This window comes from Paenibacillus sp. T2-29 (assembly GCF_052921365.1).
The window spans coordinates 1,045,791-1,063,975 of sequence record NZ_JBREVE010000001.1 but is presented as its reverse complement, the minus strand read 5'-3'; the positions used below and the strand labels follow the sequence as shown (position 1 = coordinate 1,063,975).

23 protein-coding genes are annotated in these 18,185 nt (G+C 43.7%); 15 read left to right on the top strand and 8 right to left on the bottom strand.

What is annotated here, in order from left to right; genetic code table 11:
• The first annotated feature begins 92 nt into the window (after positions 1-92).
• The gene (locus ACU1JV_RS05230; protein ID WP_013311367.1) at positions 93-371 is read left to right on the top strand and encodes an ArsR/SmtB family transcription factor; all 279 of its coding nucleotides are present in this window, start codon (positions 93-95) and stop codon (positions 369-371) included.
• A gap of 71 nt (positions 372-442) precedes the next feature.
• On the top strand, positions 443-1,615 hold the full coding sequence (locus ACU1JV_RS05225) for an MFS transporter (protein ID WP_413986779.1): 1,173 nt from the start codon (positions 443-445) through the stop codon (positions 1,613-1,615).
• Here the strand turns inward: ACU1JV_RS05225 and ACU1JV_RS05220 are convergent.
• Both ACU1JV_RS05220 and ACU1JV_RS05215 read right to left on the bottom strand, forming a co-directional pair.
• Positions 1,571-2,260, bottom strand: coding sequence for a hypothetical protein (locus ACU1JV_RS05220; RefSeq protein WP_040103172.1), 690 nt, complete (start codon positions 2,258-2,260; stop codon positions 1,571-1,573). The genes ACU1JV_RS05225 and ACU1JV_RS05220 overlap by 45 nt on opposite strands.
• A gap of 90 nt (positions 2,261-2,350) precedes the next feature.
• On the bottom strand, positions 2,351-2,530 hold the full coding sequence (locus ACU1JV_RS05215) for a hypothetical protein (protein ID WP_013311365.1): 180 nt from the start codon (positions 2,528-2,530) through the stop codon (positions 2,351-2,353).
• A gap of 183 nt (positions 2,531-2,713) precedes the next feature.
• On the opposite strand from ACU1JV_RS05215, the gene ACU1JV_RS05210 reads away from it, so the two are divergent.
• Entirely contained in the window at positions 2,714-3,085 is a 372-nt protein-coding gene (locus ACU1JV_RS05210) for a hypothetical protein (protein WP_025679288.1), read from the top strand.
• A 210-nt stretch (positions 3,086-3,295) separates the two neighbouring features.
• On the opposite strand, the gene ACU1JV_RS05205 is transcribed toward ACU1JV_RS05210, so the two are convergent.
• Positions 3,296-4,297 (bottom strand): chitosanase, encoded by a 1,002-nt coding sequence (locus tag ACU1JV_RS05205; protein WP_025679287.1) that lies wholly within the window; start codon positions 4,295-4,297, stop codon positions 3,296-3,298.
• 420 nt (positions 4,298-4,717) lie between these two features.
• Here ACU1JV_RS05205 and ACU1JV_RS05200 point away from each other — a divergent pair, with 420 nt between their 5' ends.
• From ACU1JV_RS05200 to ACU1JV_RS05185, 4 genes are read left to right on the top strand one after another with little or no spacing between them, the layout of a single operon-like run.
• Positions 4,718-5,521, top strand: coding sequence for an isocitrate lyase/PEP mutase family protein (locus ACU1JV_RS05200; protein WP_013372409.1), 804 nt, complete (start codon positions 4,718-4,720; stop codon positions 5,519-5,521).
• A 20-nt stretch (positions 5,522-5,541) separates the two neighbouring features.
• Positions 5,542-6,102, top strand: coding sequence for a bifunctional transcriptional activator/DNA repair enzyme AdaA (locus ACU1JV_RS05195; protein ID WP_025679286.1), 561 nt, complete (start codon positions 5,542-5,544; stop codon positions 6,100-6,102).
• Positions 6,103-6,125: 23 nt separating this feature from the next.
• Positions 6,126-6,653 (top strand): methylated-DNA--[protein]-cysteine S-methyltransferase, encoded by a 528-nt coding sequence (locus tag ACU1JV_RS05190; protein WP_013372407.1) that lies wholly within the window; start codon positions 6,126-6,128, stop codon positions 6,651-6,653.
• Positions 6,625-6,912 (top strand): antitoxin Xre/MbcA/ParS toxin-binding domain-containing protein, encoded by a 288-nt coding sequence (locus ACU1JV_RS05185; RefSeq protein WP_013372406.1) that lies wholly within the window; start codon positions 6,625-6,627, stop codon positions 6,910-6,912. The genes ACU1JV_RS05190 and ACU1JV_RS05185 overlap by 29 nt, the downstream gene beginning before the upstream one ends.
• Before the next feature lie 114 nt (positions 6,913-7,026).
• On the opposite strand, the gene ACU1JV_RS05180 is transcribed toward ACU1JV_RS05185, so the two are convergent.
• Entirely contained in the window at positions 7,027-7,584 is a 558-nt protein-coding gene (locus ACU1JV_RS05180) for a YdhK family protein (RefSeq protein WP_058710295.1), read from the bottom strand.
• Positions 7,585-7,872: 288 nt separating this feature from the next.
• On the opposite strand from ACU1JV_RS05180, the gene ACU1JV_RS05175 reads away from it, so the two are divergent.
• Both ACU1JV_RS05175 and ACU1JV_RS05170 read left to right on the top strand, forming a co-directional pair.
• The gene (locus ACU1JV_RS05175) at positions 7,873-8,712 is read left to right on the top strand and encodes a MetQ/NlpA family ABC transporter substrate-binding protein (RefSeq protein ID WP_165081876.1); all 840 of its coding nucleotides are present in this window, start codon (positions 7,873-7,875) and stop codon (positions 8,710-8,712) included.
• 66 nt (positions 8,713-8,778) lie between these two features.
• Complete coding sequence (locus tag ACU1JV_RS05170) at positions 8,779-9,954, top strand: aminotransferase class I/II-fold pyridoxal phosphate-dependent enzyme (protein WP_165081878.1); 1,176 nt, start codon at positions 8,779-8,781, stop codon at positions 9,952-9,954.
• Positions 9,955-10,147: 193 nt separating this feature from the next.
• Here the strand turns inward: ACU1JV_RS05170 and ACU1JV_RS05165 are convergent, their stop codons facing one another.
• From ACU1JV_RS05165 to ACU1JV_RS05150, 4 genes are all read right to left on the bottom strand, one after another.
• Positions 10,148-10,633: a DUF5381 family protein gene (locus tag ACU1JV_RS05165; RefSeq protein ID WP_090738600.1), complete on the bottom strand. Its 486-nt coding sequence runs from the start codon at positions 10,631-10,633 to the stop codon at positions 10,148-10,150.
• Positions 10,626-11,462, bottom strand: coding sequence for a hypothetical protein (locus ACU1JV_RS05160; protein ID WP_058710292.1), 837 nt, complete (start codon positions 11,460-11,462; stop codon positions 10,626-10,628). Before ACU1JV_RS05160 ends, ACU1JV_RS05165 begins: the two co-directional genes overlap by 8 nt.
• Before the next feature lie 34 nt (positions 11,463-11,496).
• Positions 11,497-12,582, bottom strand: a complete 1,086-nt coding sequence (locus ACU1JV_RS05155) for a WXG100 family type VII secretion target (RefSeq protein WP_013372400.1) — start codon at positions 12,580-12,582, stop codon at positions 11,497-11,499.
• Between the two features lie 274 nt (positions 12,583-12,856).
• Entirely contained in the window at positions 12,857-13,606 is a 750-nt protein-coding gene (locus ACU1JV_RS05150) for a hypothetical protein (protein WP_164964646.1), read from the bottom strand.
• A gap of 156 nt (positions 13,607-13,762) precedes the next feature.
• Between ACU1JV_RS05150 and ACU1JV_RS05145 the strand changes: the two genes are divergently transcribed.
• The 6 genes from ACU1JV_RS05145 to ACU1JV_RS05120 all read left to right on the top strand — a co-directional run bounded on the left by ACU1JV_RS05145 (position 13,763) and on the right by ACU1JV_RS05120 (position 18,171).
• Positions 13,763-14,689 (top strand): cell division protein ZipA C-terminal FtsZ-binding domain-containing protein, encoded by a 927-nt coding sequence (locus ACU1JV_RS05145; protein WP_164964565.1) that lies wholly within the window; start codon positions 13,763-13,765, stop codon positions 14,687-14,689.
• A gap of 20 nt (positions 14,690-14,709) precedes the next feature.
• Complete coding sequence (locus ACU1JV_RS05140) at positions 14,710-15,411, top strand: DUF1963 domain-containing protein (protein WP_413986778.1); 702 nt, start codon at positions 14,710-14,712, stop codon at positions 15,409-15,411.
• Positions 15,412-15,435: 24 nt separating this feature from the next.
• Positions 15,436-15,906: a DUF6097 family protein gene (locus ACU1JV_RS05135; protein ID WP_413986777.1), complete on the top strand. Its 471-nt coding sequence runs from the start codon at positions 15,436-15,438 to the stop codon at positions 15,904-15,906.
• A 50-nt stretch (positions 15,907-15,956) separates the two neighbouring features.
• A complete protein-coding gene (locus ACU1JV_RS05130) occupies positions 15,957-16,427 on the top strand; it encodes a hypothetical protein (RefSeq protein ID WP_025679271.1) in 471 nt (156 codons plus the stop codon).
• A gap of 34 nt (positions 16,428-16,461) precedes the next feature.
• On the top strand, positions 16,462-17,259 hold the full coding sequence (locus ACU1JV_RS05125; protein ID WP_413986776.1) for a hypothetical protein: 798 nt from the start codon (positions 16,462-16,464) through the stop codon (positions 17,257-17,259).
• A 123-nt stretch (positions 17,260-17,382) separates the two neighbouring features.
• A complete protein-coding gene (locus ACU1JV_RS05120) occupies positions 17,383-18,171 on the top strand; it encodes a YwiC-like family protein (protein ID WP_043886028.1) in 789 nt (262 codons plus the stop codon).
• Positions 18,172-18,185: the final 14 nt, after the last annotated feature.

Sequence of the window (18,185 nt, the reverse complement as noted above, 5' to 3'; positions counted from 1 at the left end):
TACCATAACGGGTTTACTTTTACCAAAGTTTGTGTTAACTTAATTTCGACAAACATCGAAATTAAGGTTGGAACTGAAGGGAGACGAACAGGGTGAAAGATACAACAGAGATGCAGCAAGCTGTAAAAATATATAAAGCACTTGGAGAACCGACTCGTCTCAAGATAGCACTTCTGTTAAAAGAGGAAAGTGACCAATGCTGCTCTGTGCTGGGCGAGAAACTGAACAGTGTAGCTATTTCAACGCTATCGCACCATCTGAAGCAAATGGCAGAGTCGGGGCTGCTCACATACCGTAAAGAGGGGACGTTTATTTATTACAGTTTGGATGTGGAAGCAGCACAGAAATATGCCCCGTTTCTGATCACATAATTTTTTTAGTCTTTATTTCGATATTTGTAAAAATATAAAAATACAAAAAGGAAAGAGGCGTTATTTACAAAATGCAGAGCACGTGGAAAGTGTATATTTTGGCAATTGTTAGTTTTTTGGTAGGCACATCCGAATACATTATCTCAGGCATTTTGGATCAGATTGCGACAACCATGGGGATTACAGTGTCCGCAGCAGGCCAGCTAATTACAGTCTTTTCTCTTGCTTACGCGATTGGCACGCCGATTCTGATGGCAGTAACCGCTAAATGGGACAGACGCAAGCTGCTCTTGAGTTCCCTCGGATTATTTGCAGTAGCCAATGTCCTCTCCTTTGTTTTGCCGGGTTTTGGAATGTTTATCGCTGCACGTATTCTTATGGCCCTCGGGGCAGGGATGGTCGTGGTTACAGCATTGAGCATTGCTGCGAAAATTGCCCCAGCTGGCAAGCAGGCTAGTTCTATTGCTACGGTCACTATGGGTTTTACAGCCTCGCTGATTATCGGGGTGCCGCTTGGAAGAATGATATCTTCTGCATATGGCTGGAAAACCGTATTTCTCGGCATCGCTTTGACAGGGATTATTGCTTTGATTGTTATCGCTATGACAATCCCTCGCTTAAAAGGAGATCAACCGATTCCCTTACTACAGCAGTTTGCTCTTCTGAAGAAGCCTGAAGTTGCTTTGGGATTGGCGATTACCTTCTTTTGGGGAGGGGGATATTCCCTCGCGTATACTTACATTTCACCGTACTTGCTGAATGTATCAGGTGTAGGGCATAATATGCTAAGCTCAGTATTACTTGCCTTCGGGATTGCCAGCCTGATCGGGTCGAAAATCGGTGGATACAGCGCAGATAAAAAGGGTATTTCCTTTACATTATTCGGGGGCATGGTGTTGCATGTCTTTTCCTTGCTTTTACTTCCTGTCGCCGCTCATTCTCTAGGTGTATTATTTGTCTTACTGATGCTGTGGTCGTTCGCAGCCTGGACAACCGGACCTACTCAACAATATAACTTGGTCACTCTCGTACCGGAATCTTCCGGTGTGATGCTGAGTCTCAATCAGTCTATGATGCAGCTTGCTATGGCAGCCGGAGCTGGTATTGGTGGTGTGGCTGTTAGCCAGGTTTCGCTGGCTTCTATCACTTGGTTTGGAGCAGCTGGTGTCGCCATCGCCATGGTAGCTGTATATTTACTTTCACGAAGATCTTCGGTTCACACGGAATTGGGTGTGATAGAATAAAGAATTATAGATAATTGAAGGATGAGCCCAGCGATAGATGGCATCGCTGGGCTTGTTTATTTTGAATGAGCAATCATATGCTCTCTTACAGCAGGAGGGTTTATCCAAACGCAATATCAGTAGTTCTGCTGCCTCCGCAGCTGAAATTTGACTTGCTGGATCAACTGAATGGTCTAAAGCCTCCTCTGCAAAGCCAGCTAGAAACTGGGCAACTAACTGTACGTCCTTTGAAATGGCTTGTCGCAGAATTCCCCCAACGCCTAAAGGTTTTTTGTATTCAGGACAGAAATAAGATTCCATGACCATGTGTGTATGTACCTGAGCAGTGTGCCGCTCGGCGTAAGCATTTGCGAACTTCTCGACGGTTTCGACATCACCACAGACACCTGGTAGGTTGTTTCCTTTTAAATAACGTAATAGTTGTTCGATATAGGTCAACTGATGGTTGCCGATGATTTGCTGTGAAATCCATAGCCAAGCCTTATGTCCGGGTGATTGAGCGAAAATCATATTTCCATCAGACGTTTTAAGGCATGTTGATTCTTCTGACTCACATATTCGATGAAGCAAATTATATCGAACCTCATCAGCTAAAAATAAATTGTGATTTAATAGATCGTCGTATGGGACTAGCTGCTCAATCATGGATTTGCCTCCCTAAAAATGAGGTTTGATCTAATGTACTTGTATATGCTATGAAAATTAAACTGCTACGAAGTACTGTTGTTATATCTACTAGGACTTAAACTTCCGCGCTATAAGTTTCTTATTCTTTTGTCGCCAAATCCATCTTTCGATAAAGTTTTTTTCTTTTCTTTCCTGAAGCGTTTCTTTCATACCCTTAATGAGAAATTCGGATCTTCGCTTGTCGTTCCTGCTAATTTCACGTAGTTCCTCAATAAATTTATCGTCCATGTCTACATCTCCGTTAGTTCAGGATTTTCCAAATTGCTAAGCTAGATTATACAGAACGTATGTTCCTTTTTCAAGTCTGCGTCTGCTCTATTCAATCACATAACCATTTTTAGATGGATGCTGCGAGGCCCGCGCCAATCGGATGGTGAAGCATAAGATAAAGTTGAAAGGAGGAATTACAATATGGACAACAAAGCATATGTATCTCAAACGTATCCACGTCTTACAGTTTACAACGAAGAAAATTTTCGGGGTTCCAGGAGAGTATTCAGAGGAAACCTAGGCATTCGTAATACCGATAATATTCTCGACGGCATCGAAAGTCTGCGTTTCTTTTCTACCAGCAGCAATGCTACACTTGTACTCTTTACTGGCACGCGGTTTAGAGGTAACTTCCGTGTGTTTAGAGGCAATCGCAACATTGCCGACCTGGATGATCTGATTCGCGGGAATGATGTGGAATCTATTATCTCTACCAATCAACGTTTGACGTTGCAGCAAATCCGTAATATCCGCAGTACTGGCAGACTGCCAGCTGGCTATCGGATCATCTAACGGACTCCATTCGACACAATAAACATTTTACAAGACTACTTCAGGAGCTTGCAACTTTCGGGCTTCTGGAGCAGTTTTTCTATTTGTACACAATGCCTACATAATAGAACGATGAGAAGAACTGTATGGAAGAATGAATGGAATGTTATTTTCATGAAAATAAAATAAGGAGGGCATACGATATGCTCTCCTTATTACGTATATGGTTATTTACTTCATTTCCCAATTAGTTACTTTGATTATGGCTGCATCTGCGTTCTTAAGATCTGTTTCGCCAGAAGCTAAAAGAGAACTCCATTGTTTCACCCGATTCTTACCATTAGGAGGTTGGTTATAATCGTTGGTATCGACAACCAATGTACGCTTAGCATAGAAGTTAGTCATGAATGTCTTTTCATTCGTGCTATTGCCAGATCGTGAGAGGACTCCTTCAAGACTACCGTCATCACCCGTAGCACCTTGATTGAGTGCAGTGTCGACAAATGATCCAATCGTCAGAGCAGTATTAAATCCGCGCTTCCGGGCTTGCTGCACACTATATTCGATATAGGTGTCATAGAACGTACGCCACATGGCTTCTCTCCAAGCTTCATTATTTTGGAGAGCTTTGATCTTCTTTTTGATTACACTATCGCTATCGCTGAGTTTTAAAATCGAGCCACTCATTTTCCCCTTCAGTCCAGCACGGGCTAATCCACCTGCAATGGAAGGATTGCTAGCTCCACTAGCAGCATCAAAAGCTTTGAATAAGGCCGGACCGTCTGGTCCCGTATCATTGGAACCGCCTGTTGTTGCTCCAAAAATACCAATGGTATATCCACGATCATCGCCAATATCTTCGGCATAGCCATAGAATTCAGTCCATTTCAAAGAATCCTGCTCTGGCTTGTTCACTAGCTTCATAATATTATCCCATTGCTCACCGTCGAGTCCTGTATTATCCTTCAGAAACTGAAGTGTTGAAGGTGAGAAATTAGCATCATGATCAATAGCTGTAACCGCTGTTTGGCTAGTAGTCTCCTCGCTGGTGAGGGGGATTTGCTGTATATTTGATTCATTTGTTTCTTGTACTGGAGTTCCGTTTTCTTCAGCAAGAGCCTTGGCGGGTAAGGGGCCGTACAAGCTAGAGAATGAAGCGATTACAGAAAAGCTTAGCAATATCATAAAAAACTTCGTTTTATGGGAAATGAGTTTACTCCTGATTTTAAACATATAACTCCTCCTCTAATAATGTAATTGTGAAAGGCTAAAAGAAATGTTACATATAAAAAAAGTGATGCTGTGTCAGTAGTAAGTGGCAACACCAAATACACTTTTAAAGCTTACGTAGATTAGCATCTAACTCGAATTAATTTAGCAAGATTATAGATAAGAAACATATGATTGAACAGTGCTCGAATAACCATTTTTATTCCAGTTTTGTGAATTGTAACTGGATACATTGGCCTAAATCTTCTGTTTTTTAATTCAAAATTAGATTCGTAGAGTGTATGGAAAACAGAAGGAACACTTTAACAGCTCGTTTGAATTCAAGTAATTAGATTAACACAGACCATAAAAGCAAGAATGAGGACGAAAACCAATACAGCCTCTTGATAGAATGAGATACATCACCTAACAGGAGGTTATAAATTGAACAAAATACAAGAATTTAACGATTTGCATACATCAGAGGAAATTTTATTTCTAGGGAACGCCTGGGATTTGCTATCTGCCCTGGCTCTGGAAAAAGCAGGCTTTAAGGCGATAGGTACGACAAGTTGGGGAATTGCCAATACGCTTGGGTTTTCAGATGGAGAGCTTATTGATTTTGAACAGCATGTAAGCATCATTCGGACGATTGCAGAGCATGTTCAGATTCCAGTGTCGGCAGATATTGAGGCAGGATATGGGAAGGATGTAGCAACGATTGTTGAGCATGTATTAAGGACAGCCGATGTCGGAGTGGCAGGGATTAATATTGAGGATTCATTAAAACAGCAAAAGGGGCTTCGAGAAGTGAGGGCGCACAGTAACCTGCTGTCCAAAATAAGAGCTGCCTTGGATGTTCATGGGTTTAAAGATTTTTTTATAAACGCAAGAACGGATACATTTTTGCAGATAGAAGCTCCACTTTCGGAGACCATAGAAAGGGCCAAAGCGTATGTGGAAAGTGGTGCGAACGGCATTTTTGTGCCAGGGTTAAAGAATGATGAAGAGATCAGAAAAGTTGTATATCATATACATGCTCCGCTTAATGTTTTATCCTTGCCAGGTCTGACGAATGTCCGCCAGCTTCAGCAGTTAGGAGTCAAAAGGTTTAGCTTTGGAAATGCGTTTTCTGATAAGATAATAGTTGCTTTGCAAAAGAATGCGGAACAGTTGATCAACCTTCGAGATACGTCACATTTATATGATGATTTTGCAAATCCTGAACTAGATGAGTATGAACTATAGAAGGGACGGAATCTTCGATCATGGCTAACCTTAGTCTTTCTTTTGAAGAAATGTGGGATAAAATTATAGCATGTGATCGTAAATATGACGGGGTGTTTTTTACCGCTGTGAAAACAACCCGTATATATTGCCGACCTTCCTGTCGATCCCGAAAACCGAAAAAAATCAATGTCGAGTTTTACTTTGATGTGGACACCGTGGAAAAAGCGGGTTTTCGCGCTTGCAAAAGATGCCAGCCTCATATAGATCATTCGCCGTATATCAGGCTTGTCCAGAATGTGGTTGCTTTTTTAATCAATCATTATAAAGAAAAACTAGTATTGCAGGATATTGCAGACCATGTTGGAATAAGCCCTTTTTATTTGGATCGGATTTTTAAACAGGAAACCTCCGAAACCCCGCGTACGTATTTGGAAAAAATAAGAGTAGATAAGGCGTCCTATCTTCTTAAAAATACAGATCTTACGAATCTTGAAATTTGCTATGAGACAGGCTTCCAAAGTCCCTCAAATTTCTATAAGTCGTTTCGCAGCTTGAACCAATGTTCTCCTAGTGAGTATAGGAAGTTACATAAAGATTAGGAATGGAAGGTGGTTATCTTTTTATGAGCAAGCTATCCGTATTGAATTATGTATCGCCGATTGGAGAGATAGAGATACAGGGCACCAAAGAGGCTGTCTATTCTATTATGTTCTCTAATCGGAATGAGCCCTTAACGAGGCTTACAGAAGAGGCTCCAGTCCAAGTATTAGAGGAATGCGCCAGCCAGCTTGACGAGTATTTTAAAGGTGAGCGCTTTAAATTTTCGTTTCCTTATGCTTTTGAAGGTACAGACTTCCAGCAAAAAGTATGGAATGCGCTGGTGACCGTAGGTTACGGTAGAACGACAGCTTATAAAGATATTGCTCTTGCTATTGGAAATGAAAAAGCAATCCGAGCTGTTGGCAGTGCGAATGGCAAAAATAAGCTGAGCATTGTGATTCCATGTCACCGAATTATCGGATCGAATCAGAAACTAACTGGCTATGCAGGGGGCCTATGGAGAAAAGAATGGCTTCTTCAGCATGAGAAGCGTTGTCTGGGATCAAAAGGAGGGCTCATGGATGAGAGAGATATATTTGAAAGAGTTTAAGCCGGAAAGCTGGGCCAACATGGTTCAAATCTATCAGGAGCAATATGATCAGGTAGATCCAGCGGTAAGAGCAAAGGTGGCCAAGAGTGAAATTCCAAAGGAGATTCAGATTGTGCTGCTGCCTGACATGGGCGAATATTTGCTGACTTGGATGGATCGAAAGGTTCCCGCACTTGGTCACGAAACACCGTCGGATTATTTAAAAAGCGAAGAAGGGACCAAAGCACTGAAGGCAGCCATTCTGCGTATGCCGCGTTAAACAACTGACACAAGGAGATACATATGAACACGTCCAAACCCCAATCAAGCTATACAAAGGGAGCCGTTGCCGTGCTCCCTCTGGCGATCACAAGCAACCTGTGATAAAAGAGTTCTAATTGGCTGAAAGCTCACTCTCCGTCACCCATTTATGATTTTTGACAGGCTCTCCTCCTGTAGTCGGCGTGTAATCTACCATATATACGGTCGTTGGTTCAGCGGAATCTATGGTAGCCTTAGCCCCATCCATCCCCTTCATATGATCTGCCGCCAGGATAACTTCCGTTCCCGGTTCATAGGGCTCGCTGCTTGCATCCTTAATCTCTTCATGGATAACCCACTTATGATTAGTCACTTTTTCTCCTCCAGTCGTTGGAGTATAGGAGACTGTATAAGCAGTAGTCGTATAAGCACCCACAATCGTGGCCGTAGCGCCGTTCATGCCTGCCATATGATCGGCTTGCATGGTCGCTTGACTGCCAATTTTGAAGGCTGGATGTTCAGCTTCTTTTAGCCCAGCAGGAAGCTCACTGGAAGTGGAATGGTTCATATCTGATGTGTCGTGCTGTTGACTGCTGTTTGTCGTATGCTCCTGATCTGGCGTGTTACTGTTCCCGCACCCACTCAAAATAATCATGACTGCACCAGCAAGCAAAGCCCATTGTTTTTTCATATTTAAATAGCTCCTTTAGGATTGTATTTACACACTCAATTATACCCCCTGGGGGTATAATTGAAACAGAATTATATTACAAACTTGTGAAGTGTTTTGCCTTCAAGCGGAGCGCCTGATGTGATCCTTTTGAGTTATGCGGAAGATGCGTAATTAAATATTGTTGACAGTGAATAAAAAATTATTGTAATATCTACAAAACATATCAAATTACTATGTTTTAAAAAGCTGTAAACATTTTAACTCACTAAACGTAGATCATATCAAGGAGCAGGGGGAGACATCAAAATGAAGAAACAATGGATTTCATTTATATTGCTACTGGGAGTAGTCGTGCTCTTTATTTCAGGCTGTGGCAGCAAGAATACGTCGGGCGGCGCTGCTGGTGAAGAAAAGAAAACACTGCATATCAGCTTTAATCCCGGCCCATATAGCGATCAGTTTAAGAATGGTGTGGCTCCATATTTGGAGAAGAAGGGGTATAAGATTACATATAAAGAGTTTACAGACGGGGTTCAGCCCAATGTAGCCGTGGCTAATGGTGATATTGATGCCAATGTGTTCCAGCATTCGCTCTATCTGGATTCTATGAATAAGCGGGAGAATATTGATCTGGTTGGTGCTGTGCAGGTCCCGACTCCTCCAATGGGATTGTACTCCAGCAAGCATACCAGCCTTGATGAAATCAGCACTGGCGCCCAAATCAACCTGCCCAACGAGCCAGTTAATATGCTGCGCGCGCTGAACATTTTGAAGGAAGTAGGTTGGATTACGTTAAAGGACAATATCGATCCATTGCAAACCTCGGTGAATGACATCACCTCTAATCCGCATCATCTGCAATTTGTTGCTACCGATCCGGCACAGGGGCCACGTGTACTGGAGGATGTTGATTTTGCGGCTATACAAGGGAACTTTGCTGTATCGAATGGAATGAAGTTGACCTCGGCATTAAAGCTTGAAAATATGACAGACCCGTTCACGAACGTGGTGGCTGTGGACAGCAAGAATAAGGACAAGCCATTTGTCAAAGACATTATTGAGGGATATCATTCAGATGAATTCCAACAGTACATCAAATCGAATCCTGCGTATGAAGGCTACAAGCTGCCAAGCTATTTTAAATAAATGGCTATGATCCTGGCGGGCTGACATTCTCAGTCTATATCTTATGGATAGAAGGTGGAGATAAACGTGATTTTTTCATCCTCTGATCTCGTCAAGGCTCTGCCTGACAACTATTTTAGTGCAATCGATGACAAAGTGAATCTGTATAAAAGCAAAGGAATAGATGTAATTAATTTGGCAGCCGGCAACCCGGATCAGCCAACACCGCCGCATATCATCAGCGCTTTGAAGGATGCGGTCGATCAACCGATTAATCAGGGCTACCCGCCTTTTCATGGAAAAAAAAGCACGCTGGAGGCAGTCGCTGCGTTCTATAAACGGGAGTATCAGGTGGAGCTGGACCCTGAACGGGAAGTTGCCGTATTCAACGGCTCTGCCATAGGTGTAATGGGGATTCCACAGACGTTGCTGAATCCTGGTGATTGGTTATTGACCACCGATCCGGCATATCCCCAATATTATTCCGCTGCTGCGCTGGCAAGAGCCCATATTCATACGATTCCACTGAAAGAGAAGCATGGATTCTTGCCTGATTATACAACCGTGCCGGAAGAAATCGCAGAGCAGGTCAAACTGCTCATGATTAATTATCCGAACAATCCGACAGGAGCCGTAGCTACTGTAGATTTTCTGACGAAGACACTGGATTATGCTGCTCGGTACCAGTTTCCGGTTATGAATGATTTTGCTTACGGTGCTCTTGGCTTTGGTGGACATAAGCCGATTAGTCTATTGCAAATCCCTGGCGGCAAGGAGTATGGTGTCGAGACGTATACAGCTTCCAAAACGTATAACATGGCTGGATGGCGCTTCGGCTTTGCGGTTGGAAATGCGTCCGTCATTGGTGCACTCAAGCATTATCATACGCATGCCTACAGCACTGTTTTTGGTGCGGTACAGGATGCAGGAGCTGTCGCATTGCTGGGCACCCAGGAGCCAGTACGGGAACTCGCGGCGTTATATGAGCGGCGACGTGATGTTCTCATTGCAGCGTTACGAAATATTGGCTGGGATGTAGCTGCTCCCCAAGGGTCCTTTTTTGCCTGGTTCAAGGTGCCGGAGGGGTATACATCGGCTTCCTTTGCAAACTTTTTATTGGATGAGGCGCATGTTGCGGTTGCCCCTGGAGAAGGCTTTGGTCGTGCAGGAGCTTCTCATGTGAGGGTCAGTCTGGTGAATAGTGAAGAAAGACTGCTGGAGGCGGTACAGCGCATCGCAGCAACGGGTGTTTTTCAAGCTTAAGCTGGAATAAAAGAAATTCATGGAGGGATCGAGAAACGAACTTTGAGTATAGCCATATCGGAGCCATGGAAGAAGAAATAGCAGGTTTGAGAGCGCAAATCGAAGGGATAAAGATGACCCAGATTGCGAACGGGATTTTTTATACGGGTCATCTTCAAGGCAAGGAAGTTATTGTGCTGCGTCCATGCAATGTTCAGGAACGTATTTTCTTTGGCTTGCCATACTGGTTAATGAGAGTTCGAAGTTGTTTCCCGGCTTGATTCAATTCCATATCATTCAACACATAATCGGTGCTGACTTCCCAGGTGCTGCGGTCATTCAGATAAAAAATAAAGGCGGGGAAGCGAGGGCGCAGCCATTTACGGATGGAGGCCCCCTCGAATTCGACTTTAGTGATTGCAGACCACGGGACAGTTCGAATACCATCGGAAATACTGTGTTCGTCAAAGATGAACAGGAAGGCTTCCTTACGAAGCGTTCTGCTCAAACAGACCACCAAATAACTACCGAAAAAAGGAATTCCAATAATGGCGGACGTAATAAAGAAGAAGATTTGCAGAGCAGAGATATCTTCGTCGATAAAAATGAGCAACAGCAAAAACAGACAAATCAGCACAAACATCAAGCTGCCCAGGGCTTTCCAAAATGCCAAAGATCTGCGATATACAATTTTATCCACGGAATACCGCCTCGTCGGGTACAAACGCCTGAATGAAATGAGTGATCCGTTCTCTCCAGTCTGATTCGGTCACACTTTCAATTCGCAGGCATGGGGTGGCCTGCATATCCAGTTCTGTATTTCTTACAACCCACACATCATTCGTTCCTTTAAGAACAAATAGCAGATTCGTAACGGAAGGACCCTCTTCATCCGTGTCCGTGTATACCATCTGGCTCAAATTATCCAGGCTGCAGTGATTACGATTAAAATCCTCTCGCCAGTCTTGTATCATTTGTTGATCCAACTCTTGAAGTTTCCACGTTGCCATTTGCTGCATCGTGAAGTTGGATGAGGTCAACTCATTCCACTGTTCTTCTGTCAGATCGACGTATCGGCTGTGACCATTGAAGCTGGGAGCCGACAGGCCGAACAATTGATCAATATCGTGATGCCAGTCTTCTGGAGAAGACCAGCGAAAGAAATGGAGTTCATTGTGGCTGGAAAAGTGATACAGAAAACGTTCGTTTCCATGGTGTATCGTTAATGTATTTTGCTTGTCCTGCTGCTCCTTGTATCCACGCAGCATTTGGCGGCTTTGTACCAGATGAGCTAGCATTTCAACAATGAACGCATCAAATTCAAGCTGCTGTTGCCCGTCATCCTGCTGTTCCAACAAGCCTTTGGATACCAGGCTATGTGTTGCAGCATGAAAAAGCAGTTCCCAGCGATCTTCGGTTAGTTCCCCGTAATAGGATTGGAGCAGACCCGAAGCCATATCCTCTGCACCCAGCGCGGTCAAGGCAAAGCCTAGTTCCTCAAGCGTTAAAATTACCGTTTGTTTGTCCATAGTCAGGCTCCTTCTCCATCTGTTAAGTGTATGTTTATTTAAATAGTTTGCTGGCCCAGCGTATCCCTTTTTCGGCGAATTTGGCGACTTTTCCACCTGCCCAGCTCCCCACTGTACCGCCGACGTATGCACCGACGGCTGCACCAACCGGACCGCCGATAGCACCGCCTATGGACCCCAAAACGACAGCTCCGCCATAAGTTGCGGCGGTTTTAATCGCTACGTTAGAAGCAGATACAGCCACATCCGTTCCGGTAAGCTTCCCGCTTTTCCATTTTCCAGCCAGACTGATGCCTTCGCCCACAATATTCATGGTGGCATTAATTGGATATAACTTTTTGGCGATCATGCCGGGAATTTGGCGTGTTGCTATGCCGTAGCGTCCTTTTTCCACCCCGGCGATGACGTTGCGCGTCCACTGAGGAAAGCTGTTGGCTTTGTTAAACCCAAGGCCGAGCTTACCCATTTGCAGCTTTCCAGCTAAACGATCAAAACCTTTCAAGCCCTTCATCACAATACCTGGTTTAGCGAACTGGCGGTTTATGCTTTTGCCCAAATTACGCATAAAAGCATTGTTACCTTTGCCTTTCACCCATGCCGCATTATGTATAACCGCTCGAGTGGGATTTTTCAGACTTTTCTTGAATTCTACTGTTTTGGTGAGGACAAGTGTGGAAGCCAGACCGCTATAGATCGCTGTTCCGGCAAAGCCCAGTTGCCCTCGCCATTTATTGGCCTCTGACAGGCTGTTAATGGCTATATCTGCGGGATCGTTTCCTTTTTTCCCGGAAGTTGCTCCTTCACTGCTCTTAATCTGTCCGCTTTGATCTCCTTGGTTAATCCCTGTGTCTGCTTGGGTATCTGTTTCCTTGAATTTTACTGCAATCGAACGCAGCTCTGTGCTGACAGAACCGACGGTTTGAGTGAAAGCGTCCATTTGTCCACGTGCTTTGTGAAAATCCTGATAAAAGCGCTGCTGTGTCGTTCCTGCCCAGCTATTCTCTAGCATTTGAATATGCTGTGACAGTTGTCCGCAAATTTGTGCCCCCAGCTCACGTGCCTGCGCGAACTGCCTGGAAACCGCCTCTAGTTTCTCAGGAGGAACCATAATTTTAGCCATGATGTCCACCTCGGATGATTAAAATAATTACTTTATATTTTAGTGATTCTAGCGGGAGTTAGCAAAAAAAGGAGGGGGTTTGAGCGAAAAATAAGTCATTTGTATGAGTTCATTGATGGGCATAAGGGAGAATAGTAGGAGTCGTTATGATCCGAAGTTCTTATATGTCATTTATGAAGAAAATGGAAAAAGACTCTCTTTCTTGTAGGAATTTCTATAAGAAAGAGAGGGCTTCTTGCGTAGAGGCTATTTATATACTGTGCGATACTCTAACTTATTTGAGAGGGACCTGCTTGGACAATTTTTCAAACTGCTGCAAGTGAGGGGTGACCTTGGCGGTAATCCCTTTGAGATACTTGATGGCCGCTTGTCTTTGATGTTCTTTGGTTGCGACCTCTTCAGGGAACATGGAGTATTCCTTTTGAACAGAGCCATTTTTATAATTTACGGAGAAGAGCTCTCCTTGCTGCCATCTTTGGACTAGATCCTGATTACTGTGCAAGATGTTTAGCACTTCTTTTCCATTTTTATAAGTGAAGCTATAGTCTGGATCGGCTACAGCATGGATCACTTGGTAGCCGTTCTGTAATCCATTATCCTGAAAAGTACCTACCTGGATCTGATTCGAACGGATCGTTCCATCCGATTGCGTCACTTTTTCAGTCTGCGTACCCTTACCGCTCATCGTGTCATTGCTCCATGTTCCGTTGTATACGACTTTATGATGTTGTCCATCTGCATCTGTGTATTGATTCATATATTTTCCAGTTCCTGATCGCTTGCCATTCACAAAATCGCCCGAATACTGCTTGTATTCGCTCCATTTGATCGTACCACGTCCGCTTGGCTGTCCATTCTCAACCTCTCCGTAGTAAGTCGTCTGTCCGGATAACTGAAGCAGTTCCTTGGTCGCAGCCGCATTCACCGTAGGTATATTATTTACCAACAGCGTTCCTGAAATCAGCGATGCAGACACCACTATAGGCAGGGACAGAGCCTTTCCTTTTTGCCAAAGTTTTTGCATCATGAGTTCTCCCCTTTCGAAGCTTTGAGTTTCTACGAGTCATGTTCAACAACCCAGCACTTTTAACCTATTTTGTGCTTGGTGGTTTATAGTTTAATATAGATTGAGAATTATAGGAAACTATAAAGTAAAAAATAGGTAATAAGGAGGGGGATTTTGATTTTACCTGAATATGGAAGTGAGGATGTATCGAGCATCCTTGCCGTAGAGTTGGATCATGGGCCTAGAAAGACAATAAAAGGAGTCCATGAAGTGGAGCCTGATTCTAATATCTACTGGCTGATTGATGTGGAATTCAATGGTTTTACGTTGTCAGATGAAGACATTTTGCAATTGCTCAAAGGATATATCGTATACGGGCATGTCCAAGATTTGCAGATATGGACTAGTGTCGGGCGTAGACTAGAAGGCGAATGCCGTTATGATAAAATCTGTATTTGTGTGGATATATTCAACAATGTAGAGATGCAGATTTGTTTGGAAGAAGCCAAGGTTGCTGATTTTATGAACACACTACCGGCGCGATTTCAGGAGAAGGGGACCATTCGCGTGCTTCCTCGGGAGGATGCTGCCCATGCACGTGCAAAAGCGGAAAAGCTACAAGCCTTTACAGATCAGGAGGGTGAGAGGGAACACTTTGTCATGCTTAGGCTGGTAGCGGATCAAGGTCAATCTTATCGTGGAGCGGACATTTGGGATGTCATGCTGAGCCTTGGAATGAAGTGGGGAGATATGGATATTTTCCATGCACACCATCACGGTCGGGGAGGCAATGATGAACTATTTAGCGTACATACGGGAACAGAGCCTGGATTTTTTTGGCTGAGTACACTTGCAGAGGATCAGTTTGCAGATTTGATTTTCAGTATGGATGTGGTAAGAACAGTGCAGCCGCAAGCTGTGTTTGAGGCGATGTGGAAAAGTGCCGAATATGCACGCGCTAGACTCGGCGGAACATTAGTCAATGAACAGGATCTGCCAGCTGTACCGGAAGATTATCTTTGTCAAATTCAAGGGATGGAAGACCGATTAAGTGAGTTTGGATTTAAAGCAGGCTCGTATGCTGTTGCGTTTCTACTCTAGCCTAGAAAGGGGTGATTTCGTTGTCCAGCAACTCTATCGAGAAGCTAAGAACGATTCTAAAGCGTAAAGCTACTATTTTTCATACAGGGGGCCACAGACCGTTAGATTCCCTGGAACAGAGCTGGATTGGCAGAGTTGCAGTGGCTTTGCCGGCGGAAGAACAACCCGTTGATGTACAGGGGAATGTTATGGCTCCGATCATGCAATTGTATTTGCCTGCTATGCCTTTTGTTCCACAAGCTATGCGTGATGTCAAGCTGTTGACGGTCTTCCTGTCACCCGATGTTCTGGATCATGAGGACATGGAAGGATATATGTGTATTCGTGAGTATACGTCGGTAGAGGATTTGGTCGAAAAAGATTTTGGGGAGGCATTCATGCATATCAAGGCATTCCCGTTATTCCCCGAGCTCATAGAGAATGACTATCCCGTTTGGGACGGGGAAGACATCCCTGAGGAATATGGTGATGCCCTCAACAACATGGATGAGGAGGAACCCGACTATTTTGAGGACATCGTGGAGGAAATACATGCGGTTCACAAAATCGGTGGCTATCCCAGCTTTATTCAACCAGGCATCGACTTTGGCGAAGGCTATGAGTATGTGTTTCAGATTGCGTCAGATGCCAAAGCTGGATTGAATATTGTCGATGGGGGCAGCTTTTATTTTGCCAAGCATCAGAATGAAGGAATCTGGCGGGGTTACTTTGATTTTTACTAAATATTGAAATGGGGTAAAAAAGAGATGAATGTTTTAGGTCAGTTAGGATCTGCCATCCAGAACAGTCTATTTATTCAATCCGAACTGAAGAAAGCACATGCCTTGATTCAGAAGCACGACCTGCCTGTAGAGCAGGTGGAGAATGATTTTCACAAGCAGATCATCTTGCTGGAGCAATATGCCGGCACTCGCATTTTTCAGCAAGGGCTTGCCAGATACAAAGTAATTAATACAATGCTTTTGATCATATCTGTGATTATATTGCTGGCAGCAGTTATCGTTGCGGCGGTGGAATATTTGCAGCCGGAACGACATCTGCTGCAAGTGTTGGTGAATGCCATGTTCGACTACTGGGTTCCCTCTATTACCATACTTAGTGTTGTATTCGTGGGTGTGATCGTTCTTGCCATCGTTAGAAATGTTTTTGCCAGACGATTACATACGCGTGTGCTGGATCGGTCCTGGCAGGCCATTTTCCAACATGTGGACAAATGAGGCTAGAGAGCAACTAGTAGATTGTCATACCAGCTTAAGGAGTGGCAGCAATGAATGACTGGGAATCGGGAATCATTCAAGTTGATAATGAGCACGCGATTTATTCTTCTTTAACGGAAGATCAGTTGTTAGAGACTGCTTTGTACACGAAATATTTTCATTCTGTAAGAAAGCTAGGAAATGGGTACATTTGGTACCATTTTGATCAGGTTCCTTTGCTGCACCGGCATTTTTTTGTGTCTGTATGCTTTAAGGATACAACCCTAATTGTTGTGGAGATTTCGCTCCAGGGCAACGAATTTCCAACCTCATGGGATAATTGGTCTGAGGAAGGGGAGAGAAAGCGGCAAAGGGAGCATGATCGTTTGTTAGAACAACATTTGTCCATGAAGCCAAGCTATCGTCAAACCAAGCCTTACCCCTATATGGAATATGAACTGAACTGGGGGAAAATCTCTTCTTATTTTGACCCCCGGTCGGGAAATACGGCCATTGCTTTTAAGTATAAAGATGATTGTTGAAGGTGAGAGTGTCAGACGAGTAAGGAGAAGTGTGATGGATAAAAAAGCTAAGAAAATACTTATGAACACTTTCTGGTCCTCCAGCGGCTGGAAGCAGGAGAGGGAACCTTTTTCGGGTGAGGATTTTGAATATGCCAAAAGTATGGGCTTGATGTTCGATCCGATCACCATTACACATGATGAGATTATAAAAAGGTTATATGAGCTGCACCAGCAAAAGGCTACAAAAGAGCGAGTGGCAGCAGCGTTTTTACACAGTCTTTCCACGAAAAAAGTCCATTTACGAAGCGCCTTATCGAGCTGGGCATTAACCGCAAAACTGCCTTTGCACACCTATAGGGAGCGGCCTGTCGTCCTGCCCAACTACAGTAGCTGTGGGGATTGTAATTTTAATAAACTAATGTCCGATAAGGAATACGTCAATAAGGATTTGAATGTACTGAATTTTGAACGAATCAAATGGGGAGGTATTCGGCTGAATCACCTTCTTTATTGCTGGATGGACCTCGAATTGTTCAGTCAAGAGGAGGAGTTCCAGGTTACTGATGAGGATCTGGTTATCCTTCATAACATGCTGGAAGCGATTCAGGACTGTGAGGATCAGAACGGTCCACGACAATTGGAGAAGCGCTGGAAAGATGTGCTCCCATCCAGTAAAAATGAACGCGATGTGGCTATGGAAGTATGGGGATATGCAGGATTGCTCACACCACGGGACACACCTCGCAGGCGCCGCGGCGGCAATGATGATTTTTGTTCGGTAGCAGCCTGGCAAGGAGATGACGGATACTCACAGGAAGCGCTCGACTATTACTTCGGTACGTTTTTATAAAGAAAGTGAAGGTTTATCTTCAGGTTAGGCTATTCCCCCAAACAAATAAGGGAACTCCCTGATTGGTTCAATTGGACAGAATACTTAGAATTAAAGTAGGGTGAAAAATTGAACTTTGGGGGAATGGATGATGAGTCGATTAACCGTAGCTACAAAGATGTTACACATTGTGAAAAAAGGATCAAGACTTTGAAAGGGATCAGTAGATACATCCCCAATCAGCATGGAGCTTGGGCAATGCTCATTCTTCCATTTTTGTTTGGCTTAGCTGCTTCTCCAAAACAATTCATTCATATACCTCTATTCGTATGCTGGTTTTTTATCTATTTATTTAGTTTTCCTGTTCTCCAATGGATCAAAACAGGAAACAGTAAAAGATACCGTAAACCTGTTGTTATTTACGGAGCAATACTCCTTCCTCTTTTAGCTTCTCTAGTATGGGTTAAACCTGCGTTGATCTGGTACGGAGTTCTGCTTCTGTTCTTTTTTATGGCTAATATGTATTACGCCAAAATGAAGAATGAGCGTGCTTTGTTAAATGATATTGCCGCTATTCTGCTTTTCTGCTCTTTTATATATCCTGTTGTTCATATTGGAGAAGGCGGAGATTGGACGCTAACCACAGAGCTGTTTTTGCTGTTGGTGTGTTATTTCATAGGAACGGCTCTTTATGTTAAAACGATCATCCGTGAAAGAAAAAATCCACGTTACTATTATGCGTCTATTATCTATCATCTGATCATTGTGCTGTTTGCCGCCTGGATCAAGGTGTTTTTGGTTATTCCATTTTTAATTTTGTTCATACGAGCTATATGGCTTCCTAAGTTCGAGTTAAAGGCAAAGCATGTAGGCATGGCTGAAATTGGATTTTCATTGATGCTCTATGTATCTGTGCTGTTTTTATATTTTTAAAAAGGAGAGACATC

Excerpts from the sequence above, each read along its gene's own strand:
- ACU1JV_RS05225 (WP_413986779.1), top strand. The coding sequence starts at position 443 with ATGCAGAGCACGTGGAAAGTGTATATTTTGGCAATTGTTAGTTTTTTG.
- ACU1JV_RS05220 (WP_040103172.1), bottom strand. The coding sequence starts at position 2,260 with ATGATTGAGCAGCTAGTCCCATACGACGATCTATTAAATCACAATTTA.
- ACU1JV_RS05215 (WP_013311365.1), bottom strand. The coding sequence starts at position 2,530 with ATGGACGATAAATTTATTGAGGAACTACGTGAAATTAGCAGGAACGAC.
- ACU1JV_RS05210 (WP_025679288.1), top strand. The coding sequence starts at position 2,714 with ATGGACAACAAAGCATATGTATCTCAAACGTATCCACGTCTTACAGTT.
- ACU1JV_RS05205 (WP_025679287.1), bottom strand. The coding sequence starts at position 4,297 with ATGTTTAAAATCAGGAGTAAACTCATTTCCCATAAAACGAAGTTTTTT.
- ACU1JV_RS05195 (WP_025679286.1), top strand. The coding sequence starts at position 5,542 with ATGGCTAACCTTAGTCTTTCTTTTGAAGAAATGTGGGATAAAATTATA.
- ACU1JV_RS05190 (WP_013372407.1), top strand. The coding sequence starts at position 6,126 with ATGAGCAAGCTATCCGTATTGAATTATGTATCGCCGATTGGAGAGATA.
- ACU1JV_RS05185 (WP_013372406.1), top strand. The coding sequence starts at position 6,625 with ATGAGAGAGATATATTTGAAAGAGTTTAAGCCGGAAAGCTGGGCCAAC.
- ACU1JV_RS05180 (WP_058710295.1), bottom strand. The coding sequence starts at position 7,584 with ATGAAAAAACAATGGGCTTTGCTTGCTGGTGCAGTCATGATTATTTTG.
- ACU1JV_RS05175 (WP_165081876.1), top strand. The coding sequence starts at position 7,873 with ATGAAGAAACAATGGATTTCATTTATATTGCTACTGGGAGTAGTCGTG.
- ACU1JV_RS05160 (WP_058710292.1), bottom strand. The coding sequence starts at position 11,462 with ATGGACAAACAAACGGTAATTTTAACGCTTGAGGAACTAGGCTTTGCC.
- ACU1JV_RS05155 (WP_013372400.1), bottom strand. The coding sequence starts at position 12,582 with ATGGCTAAAATTATGGTTCCTCCTGAGAAACTAGAGGCGGTTTCCAGG.
- ACU1JV_RS05150 (WP_164964646.1), bottom strand. The coding sequence starts at position 13,606 with ATGCAAAAACTTTGGCAAAAAGGAAAGGCTCTGTCCCTGCCTATAGTG.
- ACU1JV_RS05135 (WP_413986777.1), top strand. The coding sequence starts at position 15,436 with ATGAATGTTTTAGGTCAGTTAGGATCTGCCATCCAGAACAGTCTATTT.
- ACU1JV_RS05130 (WP_025679271.1), top strand. The coding sequence starts at position 15,957 with ATGAATGACTGGGAATCGGGAATCATTCAAGTTGATAATGAGCACGCG.
- ACU1JV_RS05125 (WP_413986776.1), top strand. The coding sequence starts at position 16,462 with ATGGATAAAAAAGCTAAGAAAATACTTATGAACACTTTCTGGTCCTCC.
- ACU1JV_RS05120 (WP_043886028.1), top strand. The coding sequence starts at position 17,383 with ATGGATGATGAGTCGATTAACCGTAGCTACAAAGATGTTACACATTGT.